This window comes from Pseudoalteromonas fenneropenaei (genome assembly GCF_042643375.1).
Lineage (GTDB): Bacteria > Pseudomonadota > Gammaproteobacteria > Enterobacterales > Alteromonadaceae > Pseudoalteromonas > Pseudoalteromonas fenneropenaei.
On the sequence record NZ_JBHRSD010000022.1, the window covers coordinates 1 to 19,173 of the forward strand.

The window sequence follows — 19,173 nt, forward strand, 5'->3', positions numbered from 1 at the left end:
AGTGCTATTTAGAAAAGGTATTGAATAGCAAGTGATTTTTCATGCTCTTGCCCTGGTGTGAAACCCCGCCTACAATACAGGGAATAAACTCACTTGTAGGTGTGATTTTACATCACGCAAAACCGCCTAAAATCAGCGGGGTATAAAACCCCGCCTACAACGCAGGGAATAAACCCTCTTGTAGGCGCGATTTTATATCGCGCAAAACCGCCTAAAATCAGCGGGGTGTAAAACCCCGCCTACAACACAGGGAATAAAACCTCTTGTAGGCGCGATTTTATATCGCGCAAAACCGCCTAAAATGAGGGGGGGTGTGAAAACCCGCCTACAACGCGGGGAATAAACTCACTTGTAGGCGCGATTTTATATCGCGCAAAACCACTATCATTAAAACGCCCTTAAGCAACTATCCCAAACAAGGTTAATAGCGCGATTAATACTAAATAAAACAGAATATTACGTTTGACTAAGCGCATCATACAGGTGGCTTCGTAAGTGCAACCAAAATGTTGCTGTTCGATTTGTTCCGCGGCTAGTGCAGTCGAAGTCACAACCTTACGATTACAGCTCTTGAAATCAAGCAAATAACGCAGCCAGCAACTGGTGCCTTGGGAAAAGTTACCTATGATCAAAAAGCCAAAACTGGCCACCCGCGCTGGTAACCAATCCAACCAAAACAATGTGCGCTGTAACCCGCGCTTAAATGGCCGTAAAGGATGTTCTTTATCATGATAAACCCAGTCTGCCACCGTTCTTATCACTGCATAGAGTATCGCACCTGGCGCACCGAGGATCACAAACCAGAAAATCACTGCGCAATAATGGCGAAAGTTCAGCCAAGCTAAGGTTTGGCCAAAAGTTTCACCACCACGCTCAAATTCGGTACGACGTTGCCCCATTTGCAAGGCATACAGCGTTGCCGCTTCGTTGTCACCTCTACTCAAAGCATTTAAGTAACCTTTGTAGTGGGCGCGCATTTGCGCACAACCAAATGCCACCAACAGCACGCAAATATTGGCAACTAAGTGCCACAGCACAAAGTCAGAAAATCGCACCAATAATACGATTGCCACCACCGGCAAGAGCAACCACAGTAAAAAGCCTAACGGCTTGCCTAGCATACCATCAGGTTGCAGATGCTTTTGGCTACGTTGGTAGTATTGCTGCATATAGTAATCCACTTGCCAATAGTTGGCCCGTGCCCCTAGCCTTTCAATAATTAAGGCTAAGATAATTGAAATTAAAACCATGCTGTTTCCTTCTTTAAAAGCAGTTAACATGCAGCCATACGGCTAAGCTCTCGCTAAGACTATGCTAATAATGCCCGAAAATATGTCCAATCAAAACCCATACCGGGGTCAGTTTTTCGCCCCGGCGCAATATCACTGTGCCCCACAATTCGCTCTGAAGTGAGCTTAGGGTAAGCCGTTAACAATGCCTTAGTGAGCGATGCCAGCGTATGGTATTGCGCTTGGGTGTATTCACCGTCGTCTACACCTTCAAGCTCAATACCTATACTAAAGTCGTTGCAACGTTCAACACCTGCATAGCTGGATGGCCCGGCGTGCCATGCGCGCTTGTCAAAATCGACGTACTGGGTAAACACACCGAGTCTATCTATTACACCATGGGCAGAAACACGCACGCCGCGCAAATCAACAAAACTGTCATCAGCACTGCAATCTAAGTAACCCATAAACAAATCGTGAATATAAGGCGTCCCATACACGCCGCGGGGCAGCGAAATACAATGCACGACTAGCAGGCTGATCTCAGCCCCCAGCGGGCGCTCGTCATAATGTGGCGACTTAAAACAACGTGCAGCGACAACTTGGTGCGCCTTAACTTCCATTCTCAACAGCACTCGGCTTAGTTAAAGTGCCTATAACATATCAAGGAACAGCACTTCATGCCAGCTTGCTGGCACTTAGCAATGTCGATTAAGTGGATGAAAAAAGACGGTAAAATATTAAACTTATGACAAAGGTATGATTGTGAATAGCGGACGCTAGGACAGCGAAGAAAAGAGCAACAAGGTGGAGTTATAAGTGATTGGCTAAATTTGCTTAAATCTAGGATGGACTTGAAAGCGGTTGTAGGACACAACGCACACAGCAAAAATGGCAAACGCCCCACGCAACTTAGGCTTAATAGGCTTTAGAGCAATGGAGCGAGCGAGGCGAAAGACAAGGTTAAATCGCTTGACTATATAGCCAATTGAGGAATTGTCGACGCGCTTTTACATCACTAAAGGTTAAATTACGATTACCGTTTTGATCTTTAATTGCTACGCAGCTTTTATTGATTGAAACAGAGATAACAGGAAGTGATATGTGAACAAAGTGTCCAGCATTTTGCGAATTTTTCATGGATGGATCTCGAATGAAAAGAGGCGAAATGTCTTAGACTGGATAGAACAAACGCACCGACAAGGTTGTCGATGCGCAGTATGCGCGGCGCAGTGCCACGCATCGAACGCACTAATTAAAGTACAGCTACGTTTTCAGCTTGTGGGCCTTTAGCGCCGTTAGTCACTGTGTAGCTTACGCGTTGACCTTCAGTTAGTACGCGGAAACCGTCAGCTTTGATTGCGCTGAAGTGTACGAATACGTCACGGCCGCCGTCGTCTTGAGTGATGAAACCAAAACCTTTAGACTCGTTGAACCACTTTACTGAACCAGTTGAATTTTGAGACATTTGAAAAACCTTTTTTAAAAAATAACTTTAGCAAATAAATTTGCGTTTAACGTGAGTACTCTGAATATTACATGGTGGTGCTAGTAGGTTTTCGCAAAGACGCAAACAACAACGTGTAGCGGACAACAAATAAATCATACTTCGTACAAACTCACCGCCATTATACATAGTTATTTGCCCCTGTCGATTCTTTTTTAGATTATTTTTTGACCACAGCAATTAAGTAAATAGAAAATTCTCGGATTTGTACTTTGCGCTACTGCTTTAGTACATTTGTACATCAAGACAAAACGCCGTAAAATTGCGCCACTTGTTTCTCTCCTCCAACTGCAAGAGACCAATATGTCGATTTCAAACCACGTTCCCGCTTCACTTATTAGCCAGCTAGTAAAGCTCGCGCTGGATGAAGACCTGAATTACCAATCTGCCGCTGACGGTGATATTACCGCCCAGCTAATTCCAGCGACTCAACAAAGCCAAGCTTTTGTGATCACCCGTGAAGACTGCGTATTCTGCGGTAAAGATTTGATTTTGGAAGTGTTTAGACAAGTCGACAGCAGTGTAGAAGTTGAAGTGCTAGTAAATGATGGTGATTTTGTACCAGCCAATAGCCGCCTTTTTACTGCTAAAGGTAGTTCGCGCGCGATTTTAACCGCAGAGCGCACCGCCCTGAACTTTGTGCAAACCCTCTCAGGTACGGCGACTACCACAGCACACTATGTTAAAGAATTGGCCGATTCTAATACCCAGTTATTAGACACACGTAAAACCGTGCCGGGTTTACGCGCCCTGCAAAAGTATGCTGTCACTTGTGGCGGTGGCAAAAACCATCGTATTGGCCTTTTCGATGCCTTCTTAATTAAAGAAAACCACATTGCAGCGTGCGGTGGTATCGCCAAAGCAGTCGCCACAGCCAAACAAAATCATCCAGGTAAACCTGTCGAGGTGGAAGTAGAAAACCTAGCTGAGCTACAACAAGCGCTGGATGCGGGCGCCGACATTATTATGCTGGATAATTTCAGCGTAGCGGATATTCAGCAAGCGGTAATCACCACCGCAGGCAAAGCCAAGCTTGAAGTGTCTGGCAATATGACCATAGATACATTACGCACCTATGCCCAAGCTGGCATTGATTATATCTCAAGCGGCGCACTCACTAAAAACGTACAAAGCATCGACCTTTCCATGCGCTTTGAATAAGTTTAGTCAGCTCTCCGACCCCCTCACAGGTTAAATGCGCGATATAAAATCGCGCCTACAAAAGCTCCACACCAGTCACCTGTAGGCGGGGTTTTACACCCCGCAAGTTTTTAACCGAAACTGCAGTTTGATTGGTTAAATGCGCGATATAAAATCGCGCCTACAAACGCTCCACACCAGTCACCTGTAGGCGGGGTTTTACACCCCGCAAGTTTTTAACCGAAACTGCGTTGTGATTGGTTAAATGCGCGATATAAAATCGCGCCTACAAACACTCCACACCAGTCACCTGTAGGCGGGGTTTTACACCCCGCAAGTTTTTAACCGAAACTGCGTTGTGATTGCTTAAATGCGCGATATAAAATCGCGCCTACAAACACTCCACACCAGTCACCTATAGGCGGGGTTTTACACCCCGCAAGTTTTTAACCGAAACTGCAGTTTGGGTGGTTAAATGCGCGATATAAAATCGCGCCCACAAACGCTCCACACCAGTCACCTGCAGGCGGGGTTTTACACCCCGCAAGTTTTTAACCGAAACTGCGTTGTGATTGGTTAAATGCGCGATATAAAATCGCGCCTACAAACGCTCCACACCAGTCACCTGTAGGCGGGGTTTTACACCCCGCAAGTTTTTAACCGAAACTGCGTTGTGATTGGTTAAATGCGTGATATAAAATCGCGCCCTCAAAAAGACCACACAATCTATTCTGTTCTGTCATCATTTTTATACGGTAATCCGCTGTAATCCGATTTAAGGCACAAGCCATTGACAAAACCGTGCAAACGCCGTTAAATACGAATAAAGTTTGATGTTGTAACAAAAAGTTAAAAACGGCCGTTAAGATGGCCAGTTTTAGCGCTACAAATTGGCTACAAAAACGCCAAACCTTGATTCGCATTACAAAAATACGATTTAAGAATGATAATTTCTTGTTACCATCATCATTAGGCATTAAAGTGAACGTAGCAAGCAGAATTAAGTCCTGTAAGTCACTTGGCAAACTGACAAACTCCTGCTTTAACTTATAATAAGCCGTAGTCGGCTTGTACAACTCAGCTAAGGATACCTTGGGGTTGTGACTTTGTTAGATTCGGTACGCGTGCCAAATTTGGTACGAGTATCTTTTATTTAATCCTTAGGAGAAGAAAAGATGACGCAACAAAAGCAACAGGGTTTTACCCTAATTGAATTAATGATTGTAGTAGCAATTATCGGTATTTTGGCGGCAGTAGCGTTGCCTGCTTATCAAAATTACACTGTAAAAGCTCGCTTTACAGAGGTTGTGACTGCAGCCGAATCTGTAAAATTTACTATGGCAGAATGTATGCAAACAAATAACAATGTGATTGCGTCTTGTGACACATTTGAAGAATTAGGTATTACCCAGCCAGTAGCAAACAATGGCCTAGCTTCTCTTAAAATTGAAGCAGGCGGAATTATTACAGCGACAGGAACCGCTAATGCAGGCGGTTTTACATATACGTTGACACCTCCAACAATCAAAGCTGGTGAAAATCCATCAACATATATATTTGCAAAAGGTGGTACTTGTACTGAATCCACAATTACAAATCTATGTTAAGTTAGGAATTGCGGTGGTTAAGCCACCGCAACTGACATTTACTCAATAGACATGCAAAAAAAATCAACTGCTGAATCCGCAGATACATTTATTTGGACTGGTGTAAGTGCTCGCGGTAAAAAACTTGAGGGCGAAATGACTGCACAAAGTATTGCCCTAGTTAAAGCGCAACTGCGTAAACAAGGTATTACCCCTTCCAAAGTTAAACGTAAACCTAAAGCCTTATTTAGTTTTGCCAGTACCGACAAGGTCTCTGCTCGCGATATTGCGATTCTCACTCGGCAAATTGCCACTATGCTTACCGCAGGTGTGCCGCTGATTCAATCAATTGATATGATAGCCTCGGGCACTAAAAATAAAGCGGTTACGCGCTTAATGGAAAAAATCTCCGATGAAGTCAAAGCCGGTCAGCCACTTGCCAAGGCGCTACGTGAACACCCGCGCTATTTTGATGATTTATACTGCGATTTAATCCATTCTGGTGAACAATCTGGCGCCTTAGACCGTATTTTTGACCGCGTGGCACTCTATAAAGAAAAAGCCGAAGCGCTTAAATCAAAAATAAAAAAGGCGATGTTCTACCCTATCGCTGTTATTGTTGTAGCGCTTATCGTTACTTCAATCTTACTGGTGTTTGTAGTACCGCAGTTCCAAGATATTTTTAATGGTTTTGGTGCTGAACTCCCTGCTTTTACCTTAATGGTGATAGCCTTGTCTGAATTTATGCAAGCGTATTGGTGGGTGATACTATTTGCTATTGGCGGCTTTATTTACGCCTATAAAGAAATGCTGATTAAAAGCAAACCGCTGCGTAACTTTAACGACCGCATGGTGTTGCAGCTACCCGTTGTAGGCGATATTTTAAAAAAGGCTGCGGTTGCCCGCTATGCGCGTACCCTTTCCACCACCTTTGCAGCTGGCGTCCCCTTAGTTGATGCGCTTGATTCTGCCGCAGGCGCTTCCGGTAATGTGATTTACCGTGATGCCATTGTCGATATTAAAGGCGAAGTTAGCTCAGGCAATCAAATGAACTGGGCAATGCGTAATACTAAAATCTTCCCCGATATGGTGGTGCAAATGGTGTCTATCGGCGAAGAATCCGGCTCGCTCGATAGCATGCTCGCCAAAGTAGCCAGCATTTATGAGCAGGAAGTTGATGATGCGGTTGATGGCCTCTCGAGCTTATTAGAGCCTCTAATTATGGCGGTGCTTGGGGTGCTGGTCGGCGGTTTAATTGTTGCCATGTATTTACCGATTTTCCAACTGGGTTCAGTGATTTAAACTGGCGTTGTATTTTTTGGCCTTGCAGTTAATTTGGAAAACCTAGCCATGCTCGAACTTTTTAGCCAAACTTTGGCGCTGTTGCAAAGCAACCTTGCTTTTTATCTCCTCACTGTAGCACTAACCACTTTGTGCATTGGCAGTTTTCTCAATGTGGTGATTTATCGTTTACCCAAAATGATGCAAAACGAGTGGCAAAACGAATGTCGCACACTGTTAGCGGATGAACTTAAAACTAATACAGTCGGCAACCAGCCCGTATTTAACTTGGTATTGCCACATTCGCATTGCCCGAGCTGCCAGACTCCTATCAAAATTTGGCAAAATATTCCGCTACTGAGCTGGCTGCTGCTTAAAGGCCAATGTGGTCAATGTCACAGCAAAATAAGTAGCCGCTATCCAATAATTGAAATGCTTACCGCGCTGCTCTCGGTGGTAGTGGCATGGCAGCTTGGCGCCTCCACTTTGGCGCTCACGTATATTGTGGTCACCTGCGCACTTATCGCCCTCACCTTTATTGATATTGACCATATGTTGCTGCCCGACCAAATCACCTTGCCGCTGTTATGGTTTGCCTTACTTGCCGCCGCTTTTGGTATCACTATTCCACCTGCTGAGGCAATTTTAGGCGCTGCAATTGGTTATATGTCGCTGTGGTGTGTATTTTGGGCATTTAAACTCCTTACAGGCAAAGAAGGTATGGGCTATGGCGACTTTAAATTGCTTGCCGTATTTGGCGCCCTGCTCGGTTGGCAGGCGCTTTTACTGATCATTTTACTCTCAAGCTTAGTGGGCGCCATTATTGGTAGCATTCAACTCAGCATTCAGGGCAAAGACAAAGCCACTCCCATTCCGTTTGGGCCATATATTGCCATTGCGGGTTGGATTGCAATGCTGTGGGGTGACGCACTGCAAACTTGGTATTTTGGATTATTAAGCTAATGGCAAAGTGGATTTTAGGCCTCACAGGCGGGATTGGCGCCGGTAAAACCGCGATTAGCGATGAGTTAGCACGGTTTGGTATTGAGATTGTAGATGCCGATGTGATTGCCCGACAAGTCGTACAACCAGGTTCAGTTGGTCTTAGGCAAATTGCCGCACATTTTGGCAAGGCTATATTACTTGCCGATGGCAGCTTAGACCGTGCGCAATTACGCGCGATTATTTTTGCCGACGCCGCGCAAAAAACTTGGCTAAACAACTTGTTGCACCCGCTTATTCGCACTCAGATACTTGAGGCGTTAGCACATAGCCAAAGCGCTTATGTGGTGCTTTCTGCGCCTTTGCTATTTGAAAACAAGCTACAAACACTATGTAACCACACTTTGTTAGTGGATGTGCCGGTCGAGCTGCAATTGGCACGTACTACCCAGCGTGATGGCGTAACCTCTGAGCAAGTCGAGCAAATTATTGCGGCGCAAATGCCACGGGAGCAAAAGCGCGCCCTTGCCGATGATATTTTAGATAACAGCGGTGCACTTGCCGACACCTTGGCAAAGCTTAAGCAGTACCATCAAGGCTATTTGCTAAAAGCGCAGCAACAAAGATAGCCAAGTAAGCGTTCCCTTACTAAAATGGTACCAGGAATGATGATTAGAATAATGAAAAGTTTATCTTTTTAAACGGCTTCCCCAATACAGCCTAGCTAATACCGTTTATTTTCACGACTCAAGAACTGGATTGAAGTATGGATCAGAATTCACCACTACTGCGTAAATTTATGACTTTAGGTCGAGTGACCGCAGAGCAAGTCAAAAGTAAACAACACGACGCACATTCAGTCGCTGAGCTAATCTCTCTATGTAGTGGCATGGACGGCAAAGCACTCGCAGAACAATGCCTTGATTTGTTTCGCGTGCCCTACTTTGATTTAAATGACTTTGATATTGAGTCCATTCCCAAAGAGCTGGTCAAAGAAAAACTCATTCGCCAGCACCATATTTTACCGCTCTGCAAACGCGGCCGTAAGCTGTATGTTGCAGCGTCTGATCCAACCGATTACGGCGCTTTGGAAAACTTTGAATTTAGCACAGGTTTACAATGCGAAGTGGTGGTGGTCGACTACCGCCAGTTAGAGAAGAAAATTGATTCGTTATTTGATGCCACCAGTGGCCTCAATATGAACGAAGATGAATTCAAAGAATTCAGCAAACTTGAAACCGACGATGGCCCAACTAGTCAGCAACAGCAAGATGACGACAAAGAAAAAGACGATGCGCCCATCATTGTTTATATCAATAAAATCCTGATGGATGCGATTAAAAAAGGCGCATCGGATCTCCACTTTGAGCCTTACGAACACAAATACCGCATTCGTTTTCGCATTGACGGTATTTTGCATGAAATGGCAAGCCCACCTATTACCCTGTCGAACCGTTTATCCGCACGTATCAAGGTTATGTCGCGCTTAGACATTGCTGAAAAGCGTAAGCCACAGGATGGTCGTATTAAGCTCAAGATCTCTGACCGCAAAAGCATCGACTTCCGGGTCAGCACCCTGCCGACCATGTGGGGTGAAAAAATCGTAATGCGTATTCTCGACTCATCCAGCGCTATGCTCGGGATTGATGTACTCGGTTATGAGCCAGAACAAAAGCAGCTCTATCTTGATGCCCTCAACCAACCGCAAGGCATGATCTTAGTCACAGGCCCAACCGGCTCAGGTAAAACGGTGTCACTCTATACCGGTTTGAATATTCTTAATAAGCCTGAGACCAATATCAGTACCGCGGAAGATCCGGTTGAAATTAACCTTGAAGGGGTTAACCAAGTGCAGATCAACCCAAAAGCCGATATGACTTTCGCCAATGCGCTGCGGGCGTTTTTACGTCAAGACCCTGACGTAGTGATGGTGGGTGAGATCCGCGACCTTGAAACTGCCGAAATTGCCATTAAAGCAGCGCAAACGGGTCACTTGGTATTAAGCACGCTCCATACCAACTCGGCGCCAGAAACCCTAACGCGGCTACTCAATATGGGAGTACCAGCTTATAACGTGGCCAGCTCGATTAGTCTTATTATCGCCCAGCGGCTGGCGCGCCGTCTATGTCCAAAATGCAAGCAACCTGAAACGCTGCCAAAAGAAGAGCTTTTAAAACAAGGTTTTAAAGAATCCCAGCTGGATAAAATAACCCTGTATGCACCAAAAGGCTGCGACCATTGTACTGATGGTTACAAAGGTCGAGTGGGTATTTACGAAGTGATGAAGATCACCCCTGAAATTGCCCAAGTGATTATGCGTGGCGGCAATAGTTTGGAAATTGCTGAAATGTCGCTAAAAGCAGGCTTCGCCAATTTACGCGAATCCGGCCTTCGAAAGGCCGCGGCGGGAATGAGCTCACTGGCCGAAATCAACCGCGTGACCAGCTATTAGCCCCGCTCCAAAACTCTCAACCTTGCGGGGTGTAAAACCCCACCTTGTTGTTTTACCCCTGTGGGCGCGACTTTATGTCGCGCTAATTCTAGAACAGCTTATTAAGGCTAAGCTTAACAAGGTCTCCTTATGGGGGCGAAAGTAACTATTTTTGGTTAAACAGATCTAACGCACTTTTGGTCATGGCGGTGACACCGGTTTTAATGGTGAGCGGATAATCTGGCGCAAATTTGCTTGAGTGTAATGACGGTAAGCTTTCACCCGTTGCAATACTTTGCTGATACTGCGCAGGTTCAACTCCACCTAACCAAAAAATGGTGATAGGCACAGCTTCATCAGTGCGGCCATACAAACCAAAATCTTCACCGGCCATAACAGGTTCAGCCTGCTGCACCTGCGCAGCACCAATCGCCTCTTTAATACTGGCAGTGACCCGCGTTGCCAGTGCTGGGTCATTATAAGTCGATGGAATACGCTCATCTTCATGCACGTACACTTCAGGCATGAGCTCTGCTGGCAACCCAGCACTTAGCGCAATACCTTCAGCGACGCGTTTAATTGCTGCGACTTGTTGGTCGCGCACCGCAGGGTCATATGAGCGTAACGTCAGTTGTAACTTCACTTCGTTAGAAATAACATTGTGCTTTGAGCCACCATGGATTGCCCCAACGGTAATAACCGACGGTTTCAATGGCGATATTTCTCGGCTGGTGATGGTCTGTAATGCCAACACTAAACGCGCCGCAATTACTACTGGATCAATGGTGGTATGAGGATAAGCGCCATGGCCGCCTTTGCCTTTCACTGTGATGTCAACTGAGTCCACATTAGCAAGCGCGTACCCTGGCGCTATCGCCACTTGACCAGCTGGCACATTGGCGCTGACGTGTAAACCAAGCACATAATCCGGCTTGGCAAAACGGCTAAATAAGCCCTCTTTGAGCATTGCCTTGGCACCGCCGCCCACTTCTTCCGCAGGCTGGGCAACTAACATCAATGTGCCCTGCCATTTATCTTTATTAGCCATTAGCTGCTGCGCGGTACCGACCAAACTGGTCATATGAATATCATGACCACAACCGTGCATTACCCCAACTGTCTGCGCATTACTACCTGTCGTAGTCACTTTAGAAGCATAGGGTTTGCCGGTTTCTTCAGTAATTGGTAGACCATCGGTATCCGCGCGGATCATCACAGTGGGGCCATCACCATTGCGATATAGCGCCACTACTCCAGTTCCTCCCACTTGTTCGGTTACTGTAAGGCCAAGTTGTTTAAATTCATCCGCTAGACGTTTCGCTGTCGCCACTTCGTGATACGACAATTCTGGATTCTGGTGCAAATGTAAATAGAGCGCTTCTAACGCTGGCAAGCGTTGTTGTAATTGCGCGTCAAGGGTATTGGCTGAAACACTCGCGGATAACGCCAGCATCACTGAAGAGAACAAAAATTTCATAGCAAAGCCTTTGATTGTTATTGTTAAACCAAACTAGCACAGGCCAAGGCTGAATGCTAATAAGCCACGGCTAATGTTTGACGTGGCTTAGCGTTGCTAGTGCTAGCTATTACCGCGAGAAATAGTTCTCCAGTATTTGATAATAAATCCCTTCAATCGCATCCAAGTCGGCTAGCGGTAAATGCTCATTCACTTGATGGATAGTATGATTTCGTACACCCACTTCAATCACTTGAGTTGCACCTGTGGCAAAAAATCGTCCATCAGACGTGCCACCAGCTGTGCTAAGCTGTGGATATTGACCCGTGCGCTGAAAAATAGCGTGTTCAACTAGGCTCAAAAAACAACCTTCTGTGCGGGCGCCAGTATAATAGGGTTCGCACGGCCGCTCCCACTGTAAGTCACAATTATCAGCCCAAGGCTGCAGTAAGGCTGCGATATTGGCCATCACGTCGTCACCTTTATAACCATGGCCATAACGAATGTTAAAGGTAATTTCACAGCTCGCTGGAACTAAATTATCGACCACATTGGCAACATTCACGCCTGTTATCTGCAGCGAGGTACTTGAGCCGGGTAAATCTAGCGGCCAACTCACTTCAGCTAAGGCACAGACTATTTTACCTGCCAAATGCGCGGCATTAACGGTATTTTGTGGATACGCCACATGACCTGCTTTACCTTTAATAACGATCCGTCCAGAAATCGCCCCGCGACGCCCATTCTTTATGGTGTCACCTACTCTAAGTTCAGCTGTGGGCTCCCCAACTAAACACGCATCTAGCGCTATGCCTTGCTGCTGCAGATATTCGGCAATGACTTTTGAGCCATGTTCCGCCTCACCCTCTTCATCACTGGTGATAAGCCAATACAAGCTGCCGCGCCGCTCCTGCATTTGTCCATCATCGCTAATAAACTGCTGACAAGCCGCCAACATCGCGGCTATGCCCCCTTTCATATCGCAGGTCCCACGACCATAAACAGCACCATCTAAAATGGCCGCGGCAAATGGCTCTGCACGCCACCCACTCCCCTTAGCGGGCACCACATCGACATGTCCGGCAAACGCCAAACTCGGCCCAGGAGCAAAGTGTTTTACCGCAACTAAATTATCTACACCTGCCACAGGCAAGCGCGTTAAAGTAAAGCCCAGCACACTTAGCTGCCTAGACAGCCAATCCAGTAACCCAGCATCGCTTGGCGTTACTGAAGGGGCCTGAACTAAAGTTTGTAAGTGGCTAAGCGCTGTGGCTTTGACAAATGGCTTGGATTGCTGATGTGTCATTTTCATGGTTGCAATTAAGTGGCGAACTTGAGAGTCCATTACAGCAAGCCAATATGATGAATTTATGGCGCTAAGATGGCGAGCACATGTCAATCCGCAACTTTGCCGTACTACTGTAAGTAACGAACCTCGGAAAACTTAATCTAAATCAAACTTTCAAAATCTTCTGAACACACCACAAGTGAAACTTGATCTAGAACAGGTTTTACCGCGCCACATAGCGTAATAATGCTTGCAACAAAGAGAATTAGCCGAATAGGCACAGGAGATGAAAATGAAAAAACTAAGCGCAGCATTACTCACTTCACTATTGATGACAGCCCCTTTAGCACACGCAAACTTCAGTGTGAATGTTGGTGCGATTAATGTGAACCCAACCAGTTCAGCTTCTGCCATTGACCAAAATAACGCGCTTGGCTTAAGTGCTGATGCGAACACTCAGTTAGGTATCACGTTTGACTACGCCTACTCAGATAACATCGTATTCGAACTAGTAGCAGCGACACCGTTTAGCCACACGGTGAATGGCGAAGGTGGCCTAAAAGGAGCTGAAATTGCTGACGTTAAACACCTACCACCAACATTACTAGCGCAATACCATTTCTTTGGTAAAGAATCTGCGTTTCGCCCGTTTGTTGGTATTGGTGTGAACTACACCGTGTTTTTTGACGAAGAACCAAGTGCGGCACTAAAAGCCACTTTAGGCACAGATGATGTGAAACTAGATCTAGACTCATCGTTTGGTTTAGCCGTACAAGTGGGCTTTAACTACATGCTGGACGAGAAATGGGGTATTCACGGCATGGTCTCTAAAATCGACATCAATACTGATGCCACTGTGTATGCCAATGGCGTAAAAGCACTCACATCAGACGTTGAACTTGACCCTGTTGTTGCCATGTTAGGTGTAAAATACACGTTCTAAATCACACCTGACAAATATGGCAAGGCCAATCGGCCTCACCTTTTCATGATATTGACTTTCTCAATCCCAGGGCCACATCAGTGGCCTTTTTCAATTTTTTGATTGCTAGACTTTTTTTCTTCCAACATCGCTTTCCAATGCATCACTTCTGCTGGCAGGATAGGCGCAGTACCAGTAAAACCAGCGACTTCGAGCATTTCCTCAACTGCAACCACTCCCTTTTTGCTACGAAACACGCCACGCACATAAGCAATGGCATGTAAGCCACGCTCAGAATGGAAGTTTTGCTGAATATAAAAATATTTATGATCCCAACCAACCAATTGCGTCGTCACCGTAAACTTTTGCAGCGGTTTGATATCACGAATGTAAGTGATGGCCGTGGCGTTTACTATCGGAAACCAGCGGCGCTTATAAATTGCAGCAAATAAACCAACCCGCTCTGTCAACCAAGTGCGAGCTAAATCCATAAAGGCCAAATAACGCGAGTTAGTTAAATGTAGGTTAATATCACAATCGCTTGGCAACGCTCGGAATTCTGTGTCGATAGGTGACAGTAGCGACTCATATTGGCCGTTACGCTTGATACGCCAAAGCAGTAATAAAAGACGAAAATACAGATTCATAATTAAATGGTCTAACCAGTTAGCAAGGTATTGAGTCTAACACAATTATCATTACGCTCAACTGCTGGATTACGGTGGGTTTTGGTTGCTAAGCAAGCACAACTCATCTACTCTAAAGAGAATATTCGCAAAGATACTTTAGCAATGAAACAATTAGTTAGCGCGCTTTTATTGACCTTGGTAAGTCTACCTTGTATGGCCGACTTTACCGTACCGGGCAATGGTAAAGTAGGCTACCCAACTGGAGCTGAAAAACCGTTTGAATTTGGTTTTGCTTGGCAGGCTGAGACTGGCCAGTTTAGTATCGGCAGTAAAAGTTATGAAATGGATCTGCCAGAATCTTACTCAGTGGCGCTGACCTTAAGTAAGGACGATAGCAAAGTGTGGGTGCAGGAATTTACCCCAGGTTTTATTGAAAGCTTTGAGTGGCAAATCGGTGAACACCTCGTATCTCTTAAGAAAAAGCAGTTTTCACAACCTGTAAAAGGTGATTATGTGCTGACCCTAAACGGCATTGATTACTTTCTTGCCCGCAACAACATCAGTATTACCATAACCTTTAATCAACAAGGTGTTGAAGACGTAAAACTAGATGGCGTGACCAAAGACATGGGCACCAAACAATAATGTTCGCAAGTTTAGCACTTTAAACAAACAGGCCGCTCATTGAGCGGCCTGTTTCGTTATACTTTTACGGTTTTACGATTAATGCCATATTCGCGCAGTTTATTCGCCACCGCGGTATGGCTTAATCCTAGGCGTTTCGCTAACTGCCTTGAACTGGGATAAGCAGGGAACAACTTACGTAATAAGGTTGCCTCAAAGCGTTTTACTGCATCTTCCAACGACCCTTCAAAATCCGTATCTAAGTATCCTAAGTCATCGGTAAAGTTTGGCAGTTGTAAGTGCTCGATGCGCAATTCTTTGCCATCAAGCAAAGACACAGCACGATACACAGCGTTTTCCAGTTGGCGGACATTACCGGGCCACGGATATTGTTCCAAATATTCCAAACAATGCTTGGCAATGACTGGCGCTTCATGACCAGTTTGCTGCGCATATTTTTGCACAAAGTGCTCCGTCAATGGGCCAATATCTGCTTTACGTTCACGTAGCGGGGACAATTCAAGCGTCAACACATTGATGCGATAATACAAGTCTTCACGGAACGTGCCTTCCTGTACCATAGCTGGCAAATCTTTCTGCGTTGCTGCGATGATCCGTACATTGACTTTCACTTCGCTTTCACCACCTACCTTACGGAAGGTGCCATCCTGCAAGAAACGCAGTAGTTTAGTTTGCAGCTGTGCCGACATTTCGCCGACTTCATCTAAAAATACCGTGCCACCATCCGCTTGTTCTAACACCCCACGCTTTGGCGTAACGTGTTCATCATAGCCGGCATAACCAAACAGCTCAGACTCAGCGACTTCATCTGGTAGCGATGCACACGACAGCGCCACAAAGGGTTTGACTGAACGGTTTGACGCATAATGACACGCACGTGCAAGTAACTCTTTGCCAGTGCCAGTTTCGCCGGTAATAAGAATCGGCGCTTCCAATAACGCCATCTTGCGCGCTTCGCGTACGACTTTACGCATTGCCGTGCTGTGGCTATGAATGGTGGCGAAACTCTCTTGACCATAACGGCGAAATGCGCTGACTTGCTGTCCTAAACGACTTTGTGACTTGATATTAATCACCGCCCCCGCCAGCACATCACCTTCTGGCCCTTGTGGCACAGAAATAGGCAGAATGTCAGCAATGAAATCTTCACCAGCAACTTCTACCCGAGTCGTCTGGCCAAGCACCTCTTTCCCCTCAAGCCAGCGAGTAAAGTTAAACCCTTTTAACAAATTATTGATTGGCGAACCTATTATCTCTGCAGTGCGCAAATTCAAATCTTTCACTGCAGCATCATTACAATGGCGCACAAAACCTTTCGCATCGATGGAAATAATGCCGTCTGGCAGCGCACTTAGCAGTGTGTTCAATTCATTATGTTCACGCTCTGAGGGCAAGTACGCGGTCGTACGCACATCTTCAACACCATCTATTAGACGGATCTCAGGCATGATCTTTTTAAATTGCTCAAATTCAATTGGGGGAAAACTGACGTACATACGACAGTTGACAGAATCAACCTCGATGCCTTTCAAATCTACGCGATATTTTACCAAAATATTCAGGATCTCTTGGGCAATACCAATTCGATCTGCGCAGTGGATCTCGAGACGCATTTGTTCCTCAAAAGGGGTTTTGTGACTTGCGATGATCATACTCTAAGAATAGACGCCCGACTAGAGGATTGTAAACAATTTTGAACACTTTAGTTTTTGCGATGAAAGCCAGCTGGGCATAAATAATACTTCTTGCGTACAAGCAAAAAAGACTAAGTTGACCTATAGTTGAATTGCTTAATTATTAGAATATCTTAACAATCCGCCACTTGAACTCAGATATGAAATATAAATATAATAAAAAAATATGAGTTTTCGCAATAGATAACAGGAAAAAAACGTTGGGGAAAATTAAAGTAGCTAGACTTATCGCCATTATTCCCATCATTTTGTTGTATGCCGGTTGTGGTGGTGGAGAGCCACAAACAACCTCGCCTATAACACCTGAGCAAGAGCAACAACTGAGTGCTCGAGAACGTTTTTTACAACAAAGCGCCCCACTTGCGCTTCATATCAAACGCGCTGATGGCAGCGCGCTGAGCGATATTCAAGTCAATATCGCTGGCGACATATATCATTCCGATAGCAACGGCTTAATTACTACCCGCTCGTTAGCACTTGGCAATTATTTGCTTAAACTCAGCGGCGCAAGTATTTTTACCAGCTTTAGTGTAGTAAGCCACCAAGGCCTAACTTCAGCCCAAGCCATAATCGCCACCGTAGCACCAAATACCGCACACCAGAGTTTATTTTTTGCTGGTGATACTATGTTTGGCCGCCGTTTTATGGACCCAAGCTTATTAACAATGTCTGCTTTTGTACCTGATGTGCTTGGCGCCTTGATTAGACCAACAAGCGCTGCCAACGATGCGATGAATATCACACAATACGTGGCAGACTTAGTGCAAAGTAGTGATTTTAGCTCGGTCAATTTAGAAACCGCGGTGACAGCTAACCCTACAACACCCCACCCCAGCAAACAATATGTGCTGTTTAGCTTGCCAGACACCTTACAAGGTTTGAGCAAGATAGGGGTAGATTACGTCGCCCTTGGCAATAACCACGTTTATGACTATCTTGATGCTGGCCTCAATGACACGCTGGCTGCAGTGAATGCAGCAGGGCTTTATCACAGTGGTGCCGAACAAGATCTGAGCAGCGCGCTGGCCGCTAGTATTGTCCAAATACCACAACTACGACTCGGGCTAATTTCAGCGACCTCGATTCTAGGTCAAGAGCATCAGCAAACCTATGTCGCCACTGACAATAAAAGCGGTGCGGCAGATTTAACTGCTTCAACTGCGCTCGACAGCGCAATTAAGGCGATGCAACAACAGAGCGACTTTCAGATTGTGCAAATGCACGGTGGCGATGAATATTCTTATGCGCCAACTGAATTTATCAGCAACCGTTTTGAGTTTGTCAGTAAACGTGGTGTAAGCCTAGCGATGGCACACCACCCGCATGTGGCGCAAGGTTTTGCTACCTTTAACGGCGTCCCGGCGCTACTTGGCTTAGGCAACTTTGTGTTTGATCAAGATAGACTCGAGACCATGTTGGGGGTAGCGGTAGTGGTGCATGTCGACCCACTTACACAGCAAGTTTACAACGCACTGGCTTATCCACTTTATATTGAAGACTCAGCACCTAAATTGTTGGCAGAACCTCTGGCTAGCCGTCTATTAAAACGTTTGGCACAGTACTCTGATGACAATGTCACTGTGATCCCTCGCGGCAGCTACGCTGAGGTGTATTTCCGCGCTCAGCAAGCGCAAGTTTCAACGCAGACCGTCTCAATCAATTTACCAGCCGGCGAACATATTTTAGATTTACGTCGCTATGCACCGCCATCGGCATTTTTATCTGCTCTAACCAGCAGCAATGCCGAGTCCAAGCTAACTTTAGGCCAAGACGTACTGTATTTTGGTGATTTTGATGATTGGGATAATGATGATGAGCGCTTAGAAGCCAGTCGCTGGTCTTACAACCACGAAGACATTTACCCTTGCTTTACGGCCGCACACCGCGGTCAGCAGGGGATGTGTTTAAGCCGCTCTAAGTTTGATAACACCCCGATTGCACTGTCGTTTCGTCATACCATTCGGCCGATGCCCGTGACACCGAGCGTAAAAGTCGATGCGATATATCCCGATATGACCTTATTTGGTTATCTAAAAGCAATCAATGCAGGGCGAGTATTGGCCGAAATAAACTATGTTTACACTTCTTCTGAGGTTGAACCCGCTAACTTTGAAGGTGACGCAATTCGTCGAGAAGAACAGCAAATTTATGCAGGCGGCAGCACTGACTGGCAAAGTTTTGCGTTGCCAATAAAACCCGAAAGTAAACTTGAAGCGACCAAACTCACGTTTCGCCATTTCCCGGCGCTAAGTGGCGATGCCTTATTGGCATTAGACGATATCGCTGCAATATCTTGGCAACAGCAGCTCACGTTGCAAAATTTTAACTGGCAACAGCAAAAACCCCATGGACTTGAATTTTTACGTGTAAATACAGCAAGCTCGGCTACATTTGAGCTTACTTTTAGCACCTTAAACTGAGTG

The 19,173-nt window shown here is 45.7% G+C and carries 17 protein-coding genes; 9 read left to right on the forward strand and 8 right to left on the reverse strand.

Going from position 1 to position 19,173, the window contains the following annotated elements; translation table 11 throughout:
* Positions 1-398 precede the first annotated feature (398 nt).
* The 3 genes from ampE to cspE form a co-directional block, all read right to left on the reverse strand.
* Positions 399-1,250 (reverse strand): beta-lactamase regulator AmpE, encoded by an 852-nt coding sequence (gene ampE, locus ACFOEE_RS12590; protein ID WP_377124763.1) that lies wholly within the window; start codon positions 1,248-1,250, stop codon positions 399-401.
* A 59-nt stretch (positions 1,251-1,309) separates the two neighbouring features.
* Positions 1,310-1,852, reverse strand: coding sequence for a 1,6-anhydro-N-acetylmuramyl-L-alanine amidase AmpD (gene ampD / locus ACFOEE_RS12595; protein WP_377124765.1), 543 nt, complete (start codon positions 1,850-1,852; stop codon positions 1,310-1,312).
* A gap of 632 nt (positions 1,853-2,484) precedes the next feature.
* Positions 2,485-2,697 carry a transcription antiterminator/RNA stability regulator CspE gene (gene cspE / locus ACFOEE_RS12600; protein ID WP_377124767.1) on the reverse strand — a complete coding sequence of 71 codons (213 nt, stop codon included), beginning with the start codon at positions 2,695-2,697 and terminating at the stop codon, positions 2,485-2,487.
* 342 nt (positions 2,698-3,039) lie between these two features.
* On the opposite strand from cspE, the gene nadC reads away from it, so the two are divergent.
* Positions 3,040-3,897 (forward strand): carboxylating nicotinate-nucleotide diphosphorylase, encoded by an 858-nt coding sequence (gene nadC, locus ACFOEE_RS12605; RefSeq protein ID WP_377124769.1) that lies wholly within the window; start codon positions 3,040-3,042, stop codon positions 3,895-3,897.
* 635 nt (positions 3,898-4,532) lie between these two features.
* Here the strand turns inward: nadC and ACFOEE_RS12610 are convergent.
* Positions 4,533-4,901, reverse strand: coding sequence for a hypothetical protein (locus ACFOEE_RS12610; RefSeq protein WP_377124771.1), 369 nt, complete (start codon positions 4,899-4,901; stop codon positions 4,533-4,535).
* A 150-nt stretch (positions 4,902-5,051) separates the two neighbouring features.
* Here ACFOEE_RS12610 and ACFOEE_RS12615 point away from each other — a divergent pair, with 150 nt between their 5' ends.
* The 5 genes from ACFOEE_RS12615 to pilB all read left to right on the forward strand — a co-directional run bounded on the left by ACFOEE_RS12615 (position 5,052) and on the right by pilB (position 10,137).
* Positions 5,052-5,483 carry a pilin gene (locus tag ACFOEE_RS12615; protein WP_377124773.1) on the forward strand — a complete coding sequence of 144 codons (432 nt, stop codon included), beginning with the start codon at positions 5,052-5,054 and terminating at the stop codon, positions 5,481-5,483.
* A gap of 51 nt (positions 5,484-5,534) precedes the next feature.
* Complete coding sequence (locus tag ACFOEE_RS12620; RefSeq protein ID WP_377124775.1) at positions 5,535-6,764, forward strand: type II secretion system F family protein; 1,230 nt, start codon at positions 5,535-5,537, stop codon at positions 6,762-6,764.
* A gap of 48 nt (positions 6,765-6,812) precedes the next feature.
* Positions 6,813-7,706, forward strand: a complete 894-nt coding sequence (locus ACFOEE_RS12625) for a prepilin peptidase (protein WP_377124777.1) — start codon at positions 6,813-6,815, stop codon at positions 7,704-7,706.
* Positions 7,706-8,314 (forward strand): dephospho-CoA kinase, encoded by a 609-nt coding sequence (gene coaE / locus ACFOEE_RS12630; protein WP_377124779.1) that lies wholly within the window; start codon positions 7,706-7,708, stop codon positions 8,312-8,314. The genes ACFOEE_RS12625 and coaE overlap by 1 nt, the downstream gene beginning before the upstream one ends.
* Positions 8,315-8,451: 137 nt before the next feature.
* Positions 8,452-10,137 (forward strand): type IV-A pilus assembly ATPase PilB, encoded by a 1,686-nt coding sequence (pilB, locus tag ACFOEE_RS12635; RefSeq protein WP_377124781.1) that lies wholly within the window; start codon positions 8,452-8,454, stop codon positions 10,135-10,137.
* Positions 10,138-10,282: 145 nt separating this feature from the next.
* Here pilB and ACFOEE_RS12640 read toward each other — a convergent pair whose 3' ends face one another.
* Positions 10,283-11,593 (reverse strand): M20 metallopeptidase family protein, encoded by a 1,311-nt coding sequence (locus ACFOEE_RS12640; RefSeq protein ID WP_377124783.1) that lies wholly within the window; start codon positions 11,591-11,593, stop codon positions 10,283-10,285.
* Between the two features lie 109 nt (positions 11,594-11,702).
* Positions 11,703-12,878 (reverse strand): succinyl-diaminopimelate desuccinylase, encoded by a 1,176-nt coding sequence (gene dapE, locus ACFOEE_RS12645; RefSeq protein WP_377125010.1) that lies wholly within the window; start codon positions 12,876-12,878, stop codon positions 11,703-11,705.
* Positions 12,879-13,152: 274 nt separating this feature from the next.
* Between dapE and ACFOEE_RS12650 the strand changes: the two genes are divergently transcribed.
* Positions 13,153-13,803, forward strand: a complete 651-nt coding sequence (locus ACFOEE_RS12650) for an OmpW/AlkL family protein (protein ID WP_377124785.1) — start codon at positions 13,153-13,155, stop codon at positions 13,801-13,803.
* 77 nt (positions 13,804-13,880) lie between these two features.
* Here ACFOEE_RS12650 and ACFOEE_RS12655 read toward each other — a convergent pair whose 3' ends face one another.
* The gene (locus ACFOEE_RS12655; RefSeq protein ID WP_377124787.1) at positions 13,881-14,429 is read right to left on the reverse strand and encodes a thioesterase family protein; all 549 of its coding nucleotides are present in this window, start codon (positions 14,427-14,429) and stop codon (positions 13,881-13,883) included.
* A 144-nt stretch (positions 14,430-14,573) separates the two neighbouring features.
* Here ACFOEE_RS12655 and ACFOEE_RS12660 point away from each other — a divergent pair, with 144 nt between their 5' ends.
* Positions 14,574-15,056, forward strand: coding sequence for a hypothetical protein (locus ACFOEE_RS12660; RefSeq protein ID WP_377124789.1), 483 nt, complete (start codon positions 14,574-14,576; stop codon positions 15,054-15,056).
* 56 nt (positions 15,057-15,112) lie between these two features.
* Here ACFOEE_RS12660 and tyrR read toward each other — a convergent pair whose 3' ends face one another.
* On the reverse strand, positions 15,113-16,669 hold the full coding sequence (gene tyrR, locus ACFOEE_RS12665; protein ID WP_377124791.1) for a transcriptional regulator TyrR: 1,557 nt from the start codon (positions 16,667-16,669) through the stop codon (positions 15,113-15,115).
* Between the two features lie 281 nt (positions 16,670-16,950).
* Between tyrR and ACFOEE_RS12670 the strand changes: the two genes are divergently transcribed.
* Complete coding sequence (locus tag ACFOEE_RS12670) at positions 16,951-19,170, forward strand: CapA family protein (RefSeq protein ID WP_377124793.1); 2,220 nt, start codon at positions 16,951-16,953, stop codon at positions 19,168-19,170.
* The last annotated feature ends 3 nt before the right edge of the window (positions 19,171-19,173 follow it).